Annotated in this window: 19 protein-coding genes, 1 tRNA gene and 1 riboswitch; of the genes, 14 read left to right on the top strand and 6 right to left on the bottom strand. The window is 68.2% G+C overall.

Annotated features, from left to right (window positions below):
• Window positions 1–22: 22 nt before the first annotated feature.
• Window positions 23–832 (bottom strand): DUF881 domain-containing protein, encoded by an 810-nt coding sequence (locus AB0K00_RS02080; protein WP_363513827.1) that lies wholly within the window; start codon window positions 830–832, stop codon window positions 23–25.
• Between the two features lie 130 nt (window positions 833–962).
• Here AB0K00_RS02080 and AB0K00_RS02075 point away from each other — a divergent pair, with 130 nt between their 5' ends.
• Window positions 963–1,247 (top strand): cell division protein CrgA, encoded by a 285-nt coding sequence (locus tag AB0K00_RS02075; protein ID WP_363513824.1) that lies wholly within the window; start codon window positions 963–965, stop codon window positions 1,245–1,247.
• A 228-nt stretch (window positions 1,248–1,475) separates the two neighbouring features.
• On the top strand, window positions 1,476–3,620 hold the full coding sequence (locus tag AB0K00_RS02070; protein WP_363513821.1) for a (Fe-S)-binding protein: 2,145 nt from the start codon (window positions 1,476–1,478) through the stop codon (window positions 3,618–3,620).
• A gap of 49 nt (window positions 3,621–3,669) precedes the next feature.
• Here the strand turns inward: AB0K00_RS02070 and AB0K00_RS02065 are convergent, their stop codons facing one another.
• On the bottom strand, window positions 3,670–3,903 hold the full coding sequence (locus AB0K00_RS02065; RefSeq protein WP_363513818.1) for a hypothetical protein: 234 nt from the start codon (window positions 3,901–3,903) through the stop codon (window positions 3,670–3,672).
• Between the two features lie 170 nt (window positions 3,904–4,073).
• Between AB0K00_RS02065 and AB0K00_RS02060 the strand changes: the two genes are divergently transcribed.
• The 4 genes from AB0K00_RS02060 to AB0K00_RS02045 all read left to right on the top strand — a co-directional run bounded on the left by AB0K00_RS02060 (window position 4,074) and on the right by AB0K00_RS02045 (window position 8,595).
• A complete protein-coding gene (locus AB0K00_RS02060; RefSeq protein WP_363513815.1) occupies window positions 4,074–5,402 on the top strand; it encodes a hemolysin family protein in 1,329 nt (442 codons plus the stop codon).
• Window positions 5,395–6,438, top strand: a complete 1,044-nt coding sequence (locus AB0K00_RS02055; RefSeq protein WP_363513812.1) for a hemolysin family protein — start codon at window positions 5,395–5,397, stop codon at window positions 6,436–6,438. The genes AB0K00_RS02060 and AB0K00_RS02055 overlap by 8 nt, the downstream gene beginning before the upstream one ends.
• Before the next feature lie 91 nt (window positions 6,439–6,529).
• Window positions 6,530–7,354, top strand: coding sequence for a LamG-like jellyroll fold domain-containing protein (locus tag AB0K00_RS02050; protein ID WP_363513809.1), 825 nt, complete (start codon window positions 6,530–6,532; stop codon window positions 7,352–7,354).
• A 108-nt stretch (window positions 7,355–7,462) separates the two neighbouring features.
• Window positions 7,463–7,600: riboswitch (cyclic di-AMP (ydaO/yuaA leader) on the top strand.
• A 41-nt stretch (window positions 7,601–7,641) separates the two neighbouring features.
• Complete coding sequence (locus AB0K00_RS02045; RefSeq protein ID WP_363513806.1) at window positions 7,642–8,595, top strand: C40 family peptidase; 954 nt, start codon at window positions 7,642–7,644, stop codon at window positions 8,593–8,595.
• Window positions 8,596–8,635: 40 nt separating this feature from the next.
• Here AB0K00_RS02045 and dcd read toward each other — a convergent pair whose 3' ends face one another.
• Together dcd and AB0K00_RS02035 are read right to left on the bottom strand one after the other, a co-directional pair.
• Window positions 8,636–9,217 carry a dCTP deaminase gene (gene dcd / locus AB0K00_RS02040; protein WP_363513803.1) on the bottom strand — a complete coding sequence of 194 codons (582 nt, stop codon included), beginning with the start codon at window positions 9,215–9,217 and terminating at the stop codon, window positions 8,636–8,638.
• Window positions 9,218–9,230: 13 nt separating this feature from the next.
• Window positions 9,231–9,692, bottom strand: a complete 462-nt coding sequence (locus AB0K00_RS02035) for a MarR family transcriptional regulator (RefSeq protein WP_363513800.1) — start codon at window positions 9,690–9,692, stop codon at window positions 9,231–9,233.
• Between the two features lie 66 nt (window positions 9,693–9,758).
• Between AB0K00_RS02035 and AB0K00_RS02030 the strand changes: the two genes are divergently transcribed.
• Window positions 9,759–10,265: a pyridoxamine 5'-phosphate oxidase gene (locus tag AB0K00_RS02030; RefSeq protein WP_363513797.1), complete on the top strand. Its 507-nt coding sequence runs from the start codon at window positions 9,759–9,761 to the stop codon at window positions 10,263–10,265.
• A gap of 9 nt (window positions 10,266–10,274) precedes the next feature.
• Window positions 10,275–10,345 (top strand) — tRNA-Gly (locus tag AB0K00_RS02025).
• 282 nt (window positions 10,346–10,627) lie between these two features.
• Here the strand turns inward: AB0K00_RS02025 and AB0K00_RS02020 are convergent.
• Window positions 10,628–11,011, bottom strand: a complete 384-nt coding sequence (locus AB0K00_RS02020) for a VOC family protein (protein WP_363513794.1) — start codon at window positions 11,009–11,011, stop codon at window positions 10,628–10,630.
• 344 nt (window positions 11,012–11,355) lie between these two features.
• On the opposite strand from AB0K00_RS02020, the gene AB0K00_RS02015 reads away from it, so the two are divergent.
• Entirely contained in the window at window positions 11,356–11,655 is a 300-nt protein-coding gene (locus tag AB0K00_RS02015) for a type II toxin-antitoxin system PemK/MazF family toxin (protein ID WP_363513791.1), read from the top strand.
• Between the two features lie 30 nt (window positions 11,656–11,685).
• On the opposite strand, the gene AB0K00_RS02010 is transcribed toward AB0K00_RS02015, so the two are convergent.
• On the bottom strand, window positions 11,686–12,156 hold the full coding sequence (locus tag AB0K00_RS02010) for a MarR family winged helix-turn-helix transcriptional regulator (RefSeq protein WP_363513788.1): 471 nt from the start codon (window positions 12,154–12,156) through the stop codon (window positions 11,686–11,688).
• A 60-nt stretch (window positions 12,157–12,216) separates the two neighbouring features.
• Here AB0K00_RS02010 and AB0K00_RS02005 point away from each other — a divergent pair, with 60 nt between their 5' ends.
• The 5 genes from AB0K00_RS02005 to AB0K00_RS01985 all read left to right on the top strand — a co-directional run bounded on the left by AB0K00_RS02005 (window position 12,217) and on the right by AB0K00_RS01985 (window position 15,168).
• Complete coding sequence (locus AB0K00_RS02005) at window positions 12,217–12,729, top strand: MarR family winged helix-turn-helix transcriptional regulator (protein ID WP_363513785.1); 513 nt, start codon at window positions 12,217–12,219, stop codon at window positions 12,727–12,729.
• Between the two features lie 178 nt (window positions 12,730–12,907).
• Window positions 12,908–13,465 (top strand): hypothetical protein, encoded by a 558-nt coding sequence (locus tag AB0K00_RS02000; RefSeq protein WP_363513782.1) that lies wholly within the window; start codon window positions 12,908–12,910, stop codon window positions 13,463–13,465.
• Between the two features lie 203 nt (window positions 13,466–13,668).
• Window positions 13,669–14,007 carry a hypothetical protein gene (locus tag AB0K00_RS01995; protein WP_363513779.1) on the top strand — a complete coding sequence of 113 codons (339 nt, stop codon included), beginning with the start codon at window positions 13,669–13,671 and terminating at the stop codon, window positions 14,005–14,007.
• Between the two features lie 73 nt (window positions 14,008–14,080).
• On the top strand, window positions 14,081–14,569 hold the full coding sequence (locus AB0K00_RS01990; protein ID WP_363513776.1) for a hypothetical protein: 489 nt from the start codon (window positions 14,081–14,083) through the stop codon (window positions 14,567–14,569).
• Window positions 14,566–15,168, top strand: coding sequence for a hypothetical protein (locus AB0K00_RS01985; protein WP_363513773.1), 603 nt, complete (start codon window positions 14,566–14,568; stop codon window positions 15,166–15,168). The genes AB0K00_RS01990 and AB0K00_RS01985 overlap by 4 nt, the downstream gene beginning before the upstream one ends.
• Window positions 15,169–15,170: the final 2 nt, after the last annotated feature.

The following is a 15,170-nucleotide window of genomic DNA, read 5'->3' as shown; positions in this document are numbered from 1 at the left end:
GCTCCGCTGCGGCCCGCTCACGTCAGGACCCGGTCGTCGCCGACCGCAGCGCGGTGGAGCCGTCATAGGCCTTCGCCTGCACGTCTGCCTCCATCCGCACCTGGTAGCCCAGGCCGAAGTTGTCCGCGGCGTCCCTGAACAGCTGAACACCCTCCGTCTCGTCGAGCGAGCGCTGGAGGCGCGCCTGGTCGCCGATCGCGGCGATCTCGAACGGGGGTGAATACACCTGACCGTCGAGCAGCAGTGTGTTGCCAACGCAGCGTACCGCGCTGGTGGAGATGACCCGGACGCCCATGAGTGTCATTGCCTCCGCGCCGCCGGCCCAGAGGGCGTTGACCACGGCCTGCACGTCCTGCTGATGCACCACCAGATCGTCGGGGCGGGCGCCGGCGGGACGGCTGCCGTCGGGCCGCCGGGGCGCGTCGTCGAGCGCGACCACGACGCCGGGGCCGTGCACCGCGGTCAGGCCGGCGGCGGCCAGCTGGCTCTCGCCGCGGCGGCGCTGCTCGTCGACCGCGGTGTCGGCGCCCGTCTGCCCCTGCTGCTGTGCCTCGATCTCGCCGCGCAGCCGGCCGGCCTTGGCGCGAGACGTGGCAATTTCCTGTTTTCTTTCAGCGATCAGATTCGTCAGCTCGGGCCGGCGGTCGTCGCGCAGGTCGGTGCCGTGCGCCGTCGCGGCCGTCAGCGAGAAGAGCAGCCCGGCCGCGCCGAACACCACCGGCGTCGCCACTGACCAGCCCAAACGTCGGTCCTTGCGGCGGCGCGGCAGCATAGCGCGACCGAGCCTGCGCAGGGCGCGAGCCCACGAGGAGTCGCCTGATGTGTACTCCACCACGACCCCTCCCCGCAGACGCGTGCCGACTTGACTACGCTAGACGTAGAACATTATTCAGGCCGACGCTGGCGGAGGTGGCGGCGTCACGTGGATAGTGTTGGCCAGACGACCCCTCCAGGAGAGCGCCGTGCCGAAGTCGACAGTTCGTAAGAAGAAGGTGTACACGCCGCCGGCGGAGTTGCGCCCACAAGAGACGGTGGCCGCCAAGCGCCGTCCTAGTCCGGTCTGGGTGCCGATCCTCGCGGTGAGCTTCATCGTGATCGGCATCGGGTGGTTGGTCGCCTACTACCTGACGCAGGGCTTCTTCGACGTGGATGCGTTCTCCGCCGTTGCCAAGCTGCAGTACTGGAACCTTGCCATCGGGTTCGCGTTCCTCGTGGCGTCGCTTGGCGTGCTTTCCAAGTGGCGTTGATCTAGCAGGCTCCACAGCTCGGGGCCCCTTCGGCATGCCAACGTGTCGAGGGGGCTTCTTGGCGTGCGTTTTCGGGGTCAACGGTGCGAATGTGTCACAACTTGCCGCGTCGTGTGTTTGGCCCGCTCCCGGGTGTCTTAGCGTTTGCTGCGACAAACTTCACGTTACTCGTGGGTAACGATGGGGACTAGGGTCTCCTGAAGAACCAGCGGCGTTGGAGGCATCGGCATGGGCCTAGTGCAGTACATCGCGACGAGTGTCGCGGCGGCGATCACCATCGTCGCCATCGTGCTCGTCGTGCGCACCGTGCGTCGCATGATCTCCGTGGTGCGTCTGGGCCAGCCCGACCCGTCCCGCGGCGACTCCCGTGGCCTGCGCCTCAAGACCATGCTCGCGGAGACGCTCGGTCACACCAGGATGCTGCGCTGGACCGTCGTCGGCGCGGCGCACTGGTTCGTCATGATCGCGTTCATCGCGCTCTCGTCGCTGGTGCTCGAGGCGTACTTCGAGGTCGCCGTGCCGGACCACGGCCTTCCGCTGATCGGCGCCTGGAACGTCTACGGCCTGGTCACCGAGTGGATCGGCGTGCTCGGGTTCGTCGGCATCCTGGTCCTGATCGGCATCCGGCTGCGCAACCTGCCGAGCAACCCGAACCGGCGCTCCCGCTTCGCCGGGTCGACGATGTGGCAGGCGTACTACGTCGAGTACACGATCCTCGCGGTCCTGCTCTGCGGCTTCTTCATCCGCGGCTTCAAGGCCGCCAACGACACCCTCGAGTGGCCCGTGTGGGCCGCGCCGGTCAGCCACGGGCTCGGCGCCCTGCTGCCCGCCAGCGCCGCCGCGGTCAGCCTCATCGCCATGGTGAAGATCATCGTCTCGATGGCCTGGGTCATCGTGATCGCCAGCAACATCACGATGGGCGTTGCCTGGCACCGCTTCCTCGCGTTCTTCAACATCTACTTCAAGCGCAACCCAGGTCGCGCCGGCTCCGGCCTCGGCGGCCTGCGCCCGATGATGAGCGAGGGCAAGCCGCTCGACTTCGAGGAGGCCGACCCGGAGAAGGACCAGTTCGGCGTCGCGCAGGTCGAGCAGTTCACGTGGAAGGGCATGCTCGACTTCTCCACCTGCACCGAGTGCGGGCGGTGCCAGTCGCAGTGCCCGGCCTGGAACACCGGCAAGCCGCTCTCGCCGAAGCTGCTCATCCTGAGCCTGCGCGACCACGCCTACGCCAAGGCGCCCTACCTGCTGGCCGGCGGCTCGTCGGCCAGCGAGGAGGCGCTGGCCAAGGTCGACGTCCTCGCCCTCGCCGAGAAGGACCGGCCGCTCATCGGCGGCGTCGACGAGCACGGCGTGATCGACCCCGACGTGCTGTGGTCGTGCACCACCTGCGGCGCCTGCGTCGAGCAGTGCCCGGTCGACATCGAGCACGTCGACCACATCGTGGACATGCGCCGGTATCAGGTGCTCATCGAGTCGAACTTCCCGACCGAGGCGGGCGTCATGCTCCGCAACCTGGAGAACAAGGGCAACCCGTGGGGCGCGGCCCAGTCGACCCGCGAGGACTGGACCAAGGGCCTGGACTTCACGGTGCCCAACGTGGCCGACGGCGGCGACTTCGAATACCTGTTCTGGGTCGGCTGCGCCGGCGCCTTCGAGGACCGCGCCAAGAAGACGACCCGCGCCGTCGCCACCCTGCTCAACCAGGCCGGCGTGTCGTTCGCGATCCTCGGCCAGGGCGAGACCTGCACCGGTGACCCGGCCCGCCGCATCGGCAACGAGTTCGTCTTCCAGATGCTGGCGCAGCAGAACGTCGAGACGCTCAACGAGGCCGGGGTCAAGAAGATCGTCGCGACCTGCCCGCACTGCTTCAACACGCTCGCCAACGAGTACGGCCAGCTCGGCGGCCACTTCGAGGTCATCCATCACACGCAGCTGCTGGCCCAGCTGGTCTCCTCGGGCAAGCTGACCCCGGTGCAGCCGCTCGACGGCTCCATCACCTACCACGACCCGTGCTACCTGGGCCGCCACAACCGGGTCTTCGCGCCGCCGCGCGAGGTCCTCGGCGCGGTCGCCGGCACCTCGACCCAGGACGACGCCGGCCTGGTGGAGATGGACCGCTTCGCGGAGCGCTCGTTCTGCTGCGGCGCCGGCGGCGCGCGCATGTGGATGGAGGAGCGCATCGGCAAGCGCATCAACGTCGAGCGGGTCGAGGAGGCGCTCTCCACCGGCGCGAAGACCGTGGCCGTGTCGTGCCCGTTCTGCCTGACGATGCTGGGCGACGGCGTCACCGGCAAGAAGGCGGCCGGTGCTGCGCCGGATGACGTCGAGGTCGTCGATGTGGCGTCGGTACTGCTGCGGTCGCTCTCCGCGTGACCGTTATTGACAAAACGGACTTTTCACCCTAACTTCGGAGGCGTCGGAGTCAGCGCTGCCCGATGACGTTCATCGCCATCGCCAGCGCTACCAGTACCGCCGCCGCAGTGGCAATCACGCGGAAGCCGCGGAGACTCTCCGTCCACGCGGCCTTCCGCGCGGTCGGCACGAGCGCCTTCGTGCGCGTGTAGTCCAGCCGGGCCCGCCTGGCCTTGGTGTTGGCGCTACCGGCGGCGAACCCGGCTATGACTGCTACGCAGACACCGATCAGTGCCGCTCCCATTCCGCCCTCCTTATGCTGTTTCCACAGCATCCGCGCTGCCCGGGGAGGCGAGAAGTCCCCGAAAGAGGGAGGGTGATCTACGCCTCTCGATGTCGGGCCGACCGCCGTCGGCGGACCGTGGGTTCACGTGGAACAATCGGCTGTCACCTTGAAGGGATCGTCGCGAGCGCGTGTTCACCACCCTGCTGCCTCTCCTGGCCTTCGCGCTGCTCACCGCGGCGAATGCGGGCTTCGTCGCGGCCGAGTTCGCCCTGGTCACGGTCGACCGGGCGGAGATCGAGCAGCAGGCCAGCGCCGGTGACCGCAAGGCGCGGACCGTCCGGATCGCCCTGCGGGAGCTGTCGTTCCAGCTCTCCGGCGCCCAACTCGGCATCACCATCACCGCACTGCTCGCCGGCTATCTCGCCGAGCCGGCCCTGGCGCACATCTTCGAGCCGCTGCTGGAGCCGGTGTTCGGCACCGTGACCAAGGGCGCCGCCCACGTCGCGGCGCTGATCCTGGCCACGCTGCTGTCGATGCTGTTCGGCGAGCTGGTGCCGAAGAACGCCGCGCTCGCCAAGCCGATGCCGGTCGCCCGCGCGACCGCCGGCCCGCAGCGCACGTTCTCCAAGCTGTTCTCGTGGCTGATCAGCCTGCTCAACAACTCCGCCAACTGGATCGTGCGCCGGTTCGGCGTCGAGCCGCAGGAGGAGCTGGCCAGCGCCCGGTCACCCGAGGAGCTCGGCCTGCTCGCGGCGATCTCGGCGCGGGCCGGAGCGCTGCCGCGCGAGACCGCGGTGCTGCTGCAGCGCACCATCCGCTTCGGCGACAAGCGCGCGGCCGAGGCCATGACCCCCCGCGTCGACGTCATCTCGCTGCGTGCCGACGCCACGGTCGCGGACCTGCTGGCCACCTCGGTGCAGACCGGCTACAGCCGCTTCCCCGTGTACGTGCAGACGCTGGACCAGGTCACCGGGGTGGTGACGGTCACCGACGCGCTCGGAGTGCCGCCGGTGCGACGGCCCACGACGAAGGTCGGCGCCGTCGCCCGCGAGCCGGTGTTCGTGCCGGAGAGCCTCGACCTCGACGGCGTCCTGCAGGCGCTGCGCCGCAGCGGCTCCGACTTCGCCATCGTCGTGGACGAATACGGCGGCACCGACGGCGTCGTCACCGTCGAGGACCTGGTCGAGGAGCTCGTCGGAGAGATCGTCGACGAGCACGACATCGAGGAGGAGCCGACCACCGCGCACGGCATGCCCGACCTGACCGCCCCCGGCGACGAGCTCACCATGCTCGTCGACGGCGTGCTGCGGGAGGACGAGCTGGCCGAGGTGACCGGCTTCCGGATGCCCGAAGGCCCCTACGAGACGCTTGCCGGCTTCCTGATGGCCCGCCTGGGCCGCATCCCCGCCGTCGGGGAGATCTGGAAGGAGGACGGTTGGGAGTTCACCGTGGTCGAGGTCGAGAAGCGCCGCATCGAGCAGGTCCGCGTCGTGCGCCCGGAGCCCTACGATGAATGAACTGCTGATCACGATCGCGCTGCTGCTGGGCAACGGCTTCTTCGTCGCGAGCGAGTTCGCGCTGATCGCGTCCCGGCGCACTGTGATCGAGCCGATGGCCGCCACGTCCCGCCGCGCCCGCACCGCGCTGCGGGCCATGAACGAGATCCCGCTGATGATCGCGGGCGCCCAGCTCGGCGTCACGATCTGCTCCCTCGGACTGGGCGCGCTGGCCGAGCCGGCCCTCGCGCACGGGCTCCAGGGCCCGTTCGAGGCGCTGCACGTGCCGGAGCAGCTGATCCATCCGGTCGCGTTCATCCTGGCGCTCGGCGTGGTCGTGTTCGCACACACCGTCGTCGGCGAGATGGTGCCGAAGAACCTGACCCTCGCGTCGCCGGAGCGGGCCGTGCTGTGGCTGGGCCCGCCGATGCTCGCGTTCTGCATGGCGACGAAGCCGGTCCTGGTCGCCATGAAGTGGGCGTCGCGCATGATCCTGTCGCTGTGGCGGATCGAGACGACCGGCTCGGTCAAGACCGTCTTCACCGCCGAGGAGCTCGCCGGGCTCGCCGCCCAGGCCACCACGGAGGGCCTGCTCGCGCCCGAGGAGCACGCCCGCATCACCGGCGCCCTCGCGCTGAGCCAGCGCACCGCCCGGGACGCGCTGCGCCTCTGGTCGGAGATCACCACGGTGGCGGAGGACGTCTCGCCGGCGTCGCTGGAGGTCCTCGCGACCCGCACCAACCGGTCCCGCTTCCCGGTCGTGGAGCGCTCGTCCCGGCGGGTGCTGGGCTTCGTGCACGTCAAGGACGTCATCGGGTTCGTCGGCCCGCAGCGGCGGGCGCCGATCCCGCTGGACCTGATCCGCCCGCTCGGCATCGTGCCGCCGACGCGGACCCTCGCCGAGCTGCTGCTCGCGATGCGCCGCGAACGGCAGCACATCGTCCTCGTGAGCGACGGTCGCGTGCCGATCGGCGTGGTCACCCTGGACGATGTCCTCACGGCCGTCGTCGGCCAGGCCGTCCCCGACGCCGACCGCCCGGCACCCGCGTCCCTCTAAGGTGTTGTCCCGGCCCGTTTGGCCGCCGTTCGCCGTCCGCTGCTCGGCATAATGTCCGGTTATGCGTACGTGGCCCCGCCGGCGACGGCTCATGATTCTTGTTTCAGTCGCGTCGGTGGTCGCGGCCGGCGGCTGGGCGCTGCGTCGGGGCTCTGACGGCGACAGCCTTGCCGAGAGCGTGTCGCCCGCCGGCTCGGCGCCCGCGTCCACGGTTGCCTCGTCCAAGGTGGAGGCCGTGCCGTCGACCGCAGCCGCCTCCGCGCCGCATGTGCGTCCGGCGGCGACCGTCCGGTACACCTTTGACGGCGGGATCGCAGGCCAGGTCATGGACGGCGGAGGCCGGCTGCCGCTGCGGGTCCGCAAGGCCGGCGGCGAGCTGTCGAGCGTCCCGCACGCCGGCGGACTCGCAGTGCGATTCCCCAAGCCGTGTGAGCATTACGGTGCGGAGAGTTGTGCACGTGCCATCCTGCAGAGCGGCCCGGCAGACTTTCTCAATCCGGGCCAGGGTGCGTTCACGTATGGCGCAAGTGTGCTCGTCGGGCCCGATGAGACTTCCAAGGGCGCCAATGTCATCCAAAAAGGGTTCTCGGTTGGTGACAGTCAGTTCAAGTTGCAGGTGGATGGCGCCGCCGGACATCCCAGTTGTGTGATTGTTGGCACTGCCGGACCTACCATTTACGTAGCACTCGCATCGCTGACCGTGGCTGACGGCCGGTGGCACCGGGTCGAGTGTTCACGCAGTGACGCCCTGCTCACGGTGGCTGTGGACGGTCAGCTCAAGGGGCGATCGGCCATTCCTTCGTCACTGTCCATAGCGAACGCGGATCCACTCTGTATTGGTGGCAAGGGAACCAGCGCGAACAACGACCAGTTCGTCGGTGCAATTGATGATGTGTACGTCACGAAGCTCCCGTGACTTTTCGGGCCAAATCAGACAACAATCGTGCATCGACTTGCCCCTTGGGAGCGCTCGCCATACCGTGAATTCCGGCCGTATGGATGTCCGCGCCTAGCACGGGTGCGCCAGACGGCACCGCCGAGTCGAAATTTGAACCGGGGACCCAACTGCACCATCGGGGTGTATCCGCGACCAGGTCGCGGTAGGACGAACTTCCCGTCCGAACCCGTCAGCTAACCCGGTAGGCGGCTGGAAGAAGGAGCATCTCCTCGGTGGAGACCCATACGAGGCGGCCTCAGCGTCTGGTGCGACTCCTCGTCGCGACGCTCGGCGGTCTGTCGCTCGCCGTCGGGATCACCGGTGCCGCACACGCGGAGCCGACCCCGGCCGAGCTCGAAGCGCAGATCGACAAGAAGTGGAATGAAGTCGAGCCCATCATCGAGCAGCACAACCAGCTCAAGGGCGAGCTGAAGGCCAACCTGGCGAAACAGGCGACGCTGAAGAACCAGATCGACCCGCTGCAGGCGCAGGTGGACACCGCGCTGCTGCGGGTGAGCGCGTTCTCGGTCCTGCAATACAAGACCGGCCGCGTCTCCAGCTTCAACGCCCTGATGACCACCGGTTCGCCGGACACGTTCGCCGAGCAGCTGGTCATGCTCAACATGCTCGCCAAGGACGAGGCGGCCGGCATCAAGGACGTCCTGGACAGCAAGCAGGTCCTCGACGACCAGAAGAAGCCCCTCGACGAGCTGATCGCCACCCAGAAGGCCGCCGAGGCCGAGATGGCGGCGAAAGAGACCACGATCAACGCCGAGATCAAGTCGCTCAACGAGCTGCGCACCAAGGCATATGGTGCCTCCGGCGCGACCGGCGAGCTGCGTCCCGTTGCCTGCCCCGTCGAATACTCCGGCGGCGACGCGGCGAAGGCCGCACAGGTCGCCTGCCAGCAGATCGGTAAGAAGTACGTGTGGGCGGCGGAAGGCCCGAACACGTTCGACTGCTCCGGCCTGACGCTCTACGCCTGGAAGCAGGCCGGCCACACGCTGCGGCACTACACCAAGTGGCAGTACTCGGACACCAAGCGCGTCAGCCGCGCCGACCTGAAGGCCGGTGACCTGGTCTTCTTCTACAGCGACCTGCATCATGTCGGCCTCTACGTCGGCGGCGGCTGGATGGTCCATGCACCGACCTCCGGCGACGTGGTCCGGATGAAGAAGATCGACAGCGCGCCGATCGCGGGTTACGGCCGGGTCGCTTAGCTTTCTCTTTAAAGGGCGGCTCCTCTGGGGCCGCCCTTTTTCATGTCGTCGTGGGCCAGGTGCGCCAGTTCTGCCACGAGCGGCTCGCCGTCGGCCCGCGCTGCCCCTGGTATCGGGATCCGTAGACCGCGGAACCATACGGATGCTCCGACGGCGAGGACAGCCGGAAGATGCACAGCTGCCCGATCTTCATTCCCGGCCAGAGCATGATCGGCAGGTTGGCCACGTTGGAGAGCTCCAGCGTCACATGCCCGGAGAACCCTGGATCGATGAACCCCGCCGTCGAATGGGTGAGGAGCCCGAGCCGCCCCAGGCTGGACTTGCCCTCCAGCCGCCCGGCCAGCTGATCGCCGAGGCTGATCACCTCGAGCGTCGAGGCGAGCACGAACTCGCCCGGGTGCAGCACGAACGGCTGCCCGTCCTCAACCTCCACCATCGCGGTGAGATCGTCCTGCTGCGTCGCCGGATCGATGTGCGTATACAAGTGGTTGTTGAACACCCGGAACCACCGGTCGAGCCGCACGTCGATGCTGGACGGCTGCACCAGGTCCTTTTCGAACGGCTCCAGTCGCAACTGGCCGTCGGCAAGCTCTTTGGTCAGGTCACGGTCGGAGAGCAACACGTCCCTGACCTTATTACGCCGTTTGGTTTGCCTCGTCAGCGGCGGCAGCGGTCGCTTCGTTGACCCTGGCCATGAACCGTGCGGCGGCGGCCAGCTCCTCCTGGTCGAACTCGTCGAACGCCGCCCGCATGTGCCGCCCCAGCGGCGTGAAGAACGCCTGCGCCAAGGTCCTTGCCGATGGCTGCATCATGAGGTGTACCCGACGCCGATCGGCCGTGTCGTGCCGCCGCTCGACGTGCCCCGCCCGTGTGAGCCGGTCGAGCAGCGCGGTCGTCGCCGCCGGGCTCAACCGCAACTTCCTGGCCAACTCGCCCGGCGTGAGGGGCTTGTGCTCCTCGGCCGCCCGCCAGATGTACGCCACCGCGTTGAGATCCGTCCGGTGCAGCCCGTGCGCCCGCGTGAACACCTCGACGAACCGATCCGCCTCAAGGTTGAAGGTCCGCAACAGGTCGATCAGCTCGTCCGGGTCACCCACCGGGCTATTGTCCTCCATTCGAGGAATCACACACTCTTCGTACATGTGTACGAGTAACTTGGAGGCATGGCGACGTGGGCTGAACTCTCCGCGGCCGAGCCCCTGCTGGCGACGGCCATCCGCACTCTGATCTGCCAGTACGGCCCAGGCATGGGTTACCTGGCCACCATCCGCCCCGACGGAGGACCCCGCGTCCACCCCGTGATGCCCGTCATCACCGAGACCGGCCTCTACTGCTTCATCCTCCCCTCCCCGAAACGCCACGACCTGGACCGCGACGGCCGCTACGCCCTGCACAGCTTCCCCGCCGAGGACACCTCCGACGAGGCGTACCTCTCCGGCCGCGCAACACCCGTCATGGATCCGCTGCTCGTGGCCGAACTCGCCCTCCAGATGCGAGCCGCCCAGCGCGTCGACTGGAAGCTCTACGCCCTCACCATCGAGGTGGCAATGATCGTCCAGCGCGACTCCCCGCTCACGTCGACGAAGACCCTGTGGCGCGACCGCTTAGCCAGAGTTCCCCGCGCCCGCCGGAATGGTCCGTGCACGACGCCCGCGGATTCGGTACAGTAGGCGTCGCTCGCGGGTGTAGTTCAATGGCAGAACATCAGCTTCCCAAGCTGACAGTGAGGGTTCGATTCCCTTCACCCGCTCGGACCTGGGGACCCTCTGTTCGCGGAAAGCGCGAACCGGGGGTCCTTCGCCATTCCCCCTGGGGCCCGAGCCCCAGACCCCGCGATCGATGGTCGCCCTCCGCAGTGGTCGGTCGCACCAACCTCACACCAACTCGTTGGCCCGTTCGTCGCTGGTATTCGGCTCTGAATGCGCGCGTGGCCGGCCAGTTGGTTGGTCAGGCGGCGATCGTGCCGAGTCGACGTGTCGTGGGGTTGGGGGAAGCGCGGCCGTGGTGTTCTACGCCGCCGTGCATCGCTGCGTTACGGCCAGGTGTGAGCTGTTCTGGCGAACGTCTCGGGATCGCTGTGTACGGGCACCACACAGAGCAGGTGCCCGCCTGGTGAGCGCATCGCGAAGGCGTCCTTCCAGCGAGTCAGCGACTCCGCGCCGAGCGCCGTCAGGCGGGCCACCTCTGCCGCCAGGTCATCGGTCTCGATGTCGACGTGGTAGCGCGGCGCGTCGTCGCCAATCGCCTGGACGACGGTGAAGAAGTCGAGGACGGCGCCAACCAGGGCGGTGAACTGCTCCTCGCCGGGAGGCGAGTAGGTCGGGGTGCCCAGCGCCTTGGACCAGAAATCCACCTCCAGGCCGACCTCCGCGGCTGGCGTGTCGAAGACGACACCCACCAATCGACTGCGATGCATGGCGGAAGGCTACGCGATCTCGGTCATCCACGCGGCCCTCAGCGGCGCCGGCGAATCAGTCCCGCACGACCGGATCAGGCCCCACCAACCCACGAGAGCCCGGTGGATACGCGACACTCGGTAACTGCACGCGGCCAGATGTCTCCCCAACAAATGGCCCCCACTGGGGAATTCGGACTGGCCGCCGACAGACCAGGGCGTGAACGCCAAGCGCAGATGAAGGCCATCGCCGCTATGGCCGCATACCGGGCGAACGATCCGGAGGGCTGGGAAGAGTACGTAGCCGAGGCTGACCGCGAAGATCGAGTCTCTGCGCCGACTGCTGACGCATGGGATGAGGCTGCGTGACGGCCGTTCAGCCATGGCAGGTCTGGTGGGTTGACCTCGACCCGACCGAAGGCCGCGAGCATGCCGGCCGTCGTCCGGTGCTCGTGGTCTCCAGTGCGTTCCACCTGCGGTTGACCGGAGAGGCGCTCGTTACCGTGCTTCCCGGTGACGACACGGGAGCGCTCCGGCTGGCTGCACCGCGTTCCGGTGCACCCCACCAGCCGCCCAGTCGGGTTCGTCATTACCGAGCAGTCGCGGACTATCGCCCGGTCGCGTCTGCAGGGACAGCGACCAGCATGGGCGCTCAGCTCGCGTGACTTCGGCGCGTTCGACTTGGCGGGTCTGGTTCAGGATGCGGGGGCGGCCTCCAGGTTGGCGGTCATGCGCTGCAACACCTGGACAGTGGCGAGGTACTCCTCGCGGCCGACGCCGTTGACCAGCCGGCTCCGGGTAGCGTCCACCTTCTCGGCGATCCTGGCCCGGACGGCCTCGCCCGCGGCGGTAAGCGTGTACAGACCCCCGTCATCGACGACCAATGTCCGGTGCCCTAGGTCGCTCAAGACCTCATCGAGCGTGATCGCACCCTGCCCCCAGAACGGGCGCAGCGCCTCCGTCAGCGCAGGTCCGTCGGCGGGTCCCTCGTACAGTAAATTCATGGTCTGCCAATGCCGGCGGGCAAGGCCCTCGGCGGCGAGTGTGGTGGCGAGGGCGCCGTCGATCGCGCCGTCCAGCCGCTTGAGCCAGTATCCGATCGGGTATCCGGCGGGTCCGTCGGTCGGGCGTCCTAGCGAATATCCTTGCGGTCCTTCGGTCGTCATCGCGTCCTCCAAAGATGTCATTTAGCAAGTAGATGTCAAACATCATGCATTGGAGGTGTCGTGGCGCGCAAGCAGTCCGGTGGTGGGCAGGGGCAGGACGATGAACACGTCCGGGCGGTGGAGCGTGCCATGGTCGCGATCCGGAGAAGTCAGACCCGGCGTGCGCTGAGCCAGCTTGCGGAAGCGCGGGACGGGGCTGACGTCGTCAGCAGCGCGGCCGCCGACGTGCTCGATGCCATCGACGCGGCGGAGCAGGCGGGCACTCCGGCCACCGTCTCCAGGGTCGCGGCCACCCTCAACGTCGACCAGCCGAGGGCCAGCAAGCTCGTGGCCGCCGCCGTCGAGGCGGGGCTGGTGCGCCGGGAGGCCGATCAGACCGACGGCCGGCGTGCGCCGCTCGTCCGGACCGAGCGCGGCGATGCCGTCTTCGAGGAGTTGCACCGGTTTCGCCGCTCGGTCTTCGCCACGGCGATGTCCGACTGGAGCGACGCGGACCGTGCGGCGTTCGCCCTGCTGCTGACCCGCTTCGTCGAGTCCCTGGGCGGCATCACGGGACGCGCCGGAATGCAATAAAGGGCAAGCATCCGCACGTTCGTGGTCAAGGGTTTTGCCGAAGATGGCGGCTGTGGTACTGGCGGCGCCACTGCCGTGTATTGCGGTATCGAAAGTGTCGTTCCGGTCATCCGTCCGGGGTCAGACGAGTGCCGCTCGGCGGCCTCGGATCGACTGTGAATGGCCGCATGTTCTGCCCATGGTCGAGGCGTTCACTCCATGCGAGATTTGTAATCGTCAAGCGGCGAGAAAACTGACCGCCGAAACGATTCTCGGGAGGAAACGCACAATGGGTATCGCTGCCCGTCTCACCAAGCGTACGGCCATCATCGGCACCGTCTCCGCGGTCGCCATCGCCGGTGGAGTTGCCTTTGCCGCCTGGACCATCAGCGGGTCCGGCTCTGCGTCGGCGCAGGCCGGCAGTGCCTCGGCCGTTTCCTTCAATGCGGCGACGCCGACGCAGAATTTGTATCCTGGTGCTTCGGGAGTGCCCGTTCACGCCAGCGGCGTGAATACCAATCCGTTCCCGGTCGACTTCACCGTTTCGAACGCTTCCACGGTCAACGCCGGTGCCTGCACCCCGACGAGTGCCGTGGTCTTCACCCCGGCCGCCACGGCCGTTCACCTGCCGGCGAATGCCACCGGCGCCGACGTCGTCGTCGGCACGATCAGTATGGACAACACCGCGGACAACAACTGTCAGGGTGTGTCGTTCACGATCACCATCGCCGGCAGCGGCGTGAGCGCGAGTTCTTAAATCTTCGTGGGGGCGGCGGCACCGATGCCGCCGCTCCTTCGGTGCGGTGAAAGGAAATACTCGTGCGTAACCTCGTAAGGTTCGGCGTTGTTGCCGTGCCGGTTCTCGCGCTCGGCCTTGGTGGTGTTGCCTGGGCGGCCTGGGGTGTTCACGGGTCAGGCACGACGCAAGCGAAAGCGGGCACGTCGGTGGCGCTGGCAGTCGTGTCCGCCAGCACCTCGCCGGCCACGTTGCTGTATCCCGGCGGCACCGCCGGCCTGGTCATCCGGGTGCGCAACGACAACCATTTCCCGGTGACTATCGGCGCCGTGGTGCGGACGTCGAAGCCGATCACCACCGACCCGGCGCACTCGGGCTGTCCCGGCTCCGTTCTGGACACGACCGAGGACGACGACACCTTCGACGTGAACTGGCATCTCGCCGTCGGTGAGGACAAGACGTTCACGCTGCCGGACGCGATGCGGATGGACGTGAACGCGAGCAACGCCTGCCAGGGTGCGGCGTTCAGCATCCCCATCACCATCACCGCGCACAGCGGATGACGGACGTCCGGCGGGTGGGCGGCGGCGTGGGGTCGCCGCCGTCCACCGTCCATGCATTGAGTCAAGGAATGTGATGAACAAGGGGCTCATCCCGCTGTGCGGTCTGCTGACGCTGTTCCTGATCGGTTCGGAACCGTCATCGGACGGCCTGCGGCTGGACCTGGAGCACCACGTGATCGGCTGGAACGGCGCCAGCCATGCGTTCCAGCCGGCGGCCTACGGCGACCTGTCCTTCTCCGTCGAGGCGCCGCCGGTGCGCGGGCTGTACCCCGGCTCCGTGAAACCGCTGGTGCTGCAGGTGTCGAACGTCGGCCGGTTCGACCTCCGGGTCACGGGCCTGTCGGGCGCGGTGGTCCGCACCTCGAAGCCGGGCTGCGCGCCGACCTCGGCCAACCTGGTGATCCGGCGATGGCAGAGCCCGCGGTCCGCCACGGTCCGGGCGCACAGCCGGGGCGCGATGGGGTCACTGCCGATCTACATGCCGAACACGGTCGCGAACGGCTGCCAGAACGCGACGTTCACCATCAAGCTGACGGCCACGGGAACGCAGGTACGCCGATGACGGTCCGCGGAATCAGCCGTGCGGTCCTGCTCACGATCGTCGCGGCGGTGACGGTGCTGAGCGCGGGTGCCGTCGCGCTGGCCGCGTGGGGGGTTCCGGCCACCGGCCTCAAACTCGCGGCCCAGGCCGGCACCCTCCCGGCCGGACCGGCGCCGGTGGCGACATCGTCCGTGAACGGCGTCAGGATCTCCTGGACCCCGGTGCAGATTCCGAACGTCGCCTACCGCGTCAGCCGCCACGCTGCCGGCGCCCCGGTCGTCGGCGTGTGCCTGACCGGCGAGACCACGTGCGTGGACGGCAGCGCGAGCAGCGGCAGGAGCTACACCTACAGTCTCCGGCTGGTCGTGGGCAGTTGGCAGGGCGCGGAGAGCGCGCCGAGTGACGACGTGACGATCCCCGCGGCGAAGGTGACGGCCGGGGAAAGCGGCAAGCAGCAGACCCCGAGCGCATCGGCGTCACCGGGTCCGGCCCCGACTCCGACGACATCACCATCGGCGGCCGCGTCCCCGACCATGAGCACGCCGGCAAGCACGCCTCCGCAGCCGAGCGAGCCCGCCACGCCGAGCGAGGCCGAAGGCGGCGATGACGGCCATCCGTAACA

Source organism: Dactylosporangium sp. NPDC049525, from assembly GCF_040676755.1.
GTDB lineage: Bacteria > Actinomycetota > Actinomycetes > Mycobacteriales > Micromonosporaceae > Dactylosporangium.
Note: the sequence above shows the minus strand (reverse complement) of the source record. Positions and strands in the feature narration are given on the sequence as shown.

Bases quoted from the DNA above. Each gene is read 5' to 3' on its own strand.
- AB0K00_RS02070 (WP_363513821.1), top strand. From the start codon at position 1,476: ATGGGCCTAGTGCAGTACATCGCGACGAGTGTCGCGGCGGCGATCACC.
- AB0K00_RS02065 (WP_363513818.1), bottom strand. From the start codon at position 3,903: ATGGGAGCGGCACTGATCGGTGTCTGCGTAGCAGTCATAGCCGGGTTC.
- AB0K00_RS02055 (WP_363513812.1), top strand. From the start codon at position 5,395: ATGAATGAACTGCTGATCACGATCGCGCTGCTGCTGGGCAACGGCTTC.
- AB0K00_RS02050 (WP_363513809.1), top strand. From the start codon at position 6,530: ATGATTCTTGTTTCAGTCGCGTCGGTGGTCGCGGCCGGCGGCTGGGCG.
- AB0K00_RS02030 (WP_363513797.1), top strand. From the start codon at position 9,759: ATGGCGACGTGGGCTGAACTCTCCGCGGCCGAGCCCCTGCTGGCGACG.
- AB0K00_RS02020 (WP_363513794.1), bottom strand. From the start codon at position 11,011: ATGCATCGCAGTCGATTGGTGGGTGTCGTCTTCGACACGCCAGCCGCG.
- AB0K00_RS02010 (WP_363513788.1), bottom strand. From the start codon at position 12,156: ATGACGACCGAAGGACCGCAAGGATATTCGCTAGGACGCCCGACCGAC.
- AB0K00_RS02000 (WP_363513782.1), top strand. From the start codon at position 12,908: ATGGTCGAGGCGTTCACTCCATGCGAGATTTGTAATCGTCAAGCGGCG.
- AB0K00_RS01990 (WP_363513776.1), top strand. From the start codon at position 14,081: ATGAACAAGGGGCTCATCCCGCTGTGCGGTCTGCTGACGCTGTTCCTG.
- AB0K00_RS01985 (WP_363513773.1), top strand. From the start codon at position 14,566: ATGACGGTCCGCGGAATCAGCCGTGCGGTCCTGCTCACGATCGTCGCG.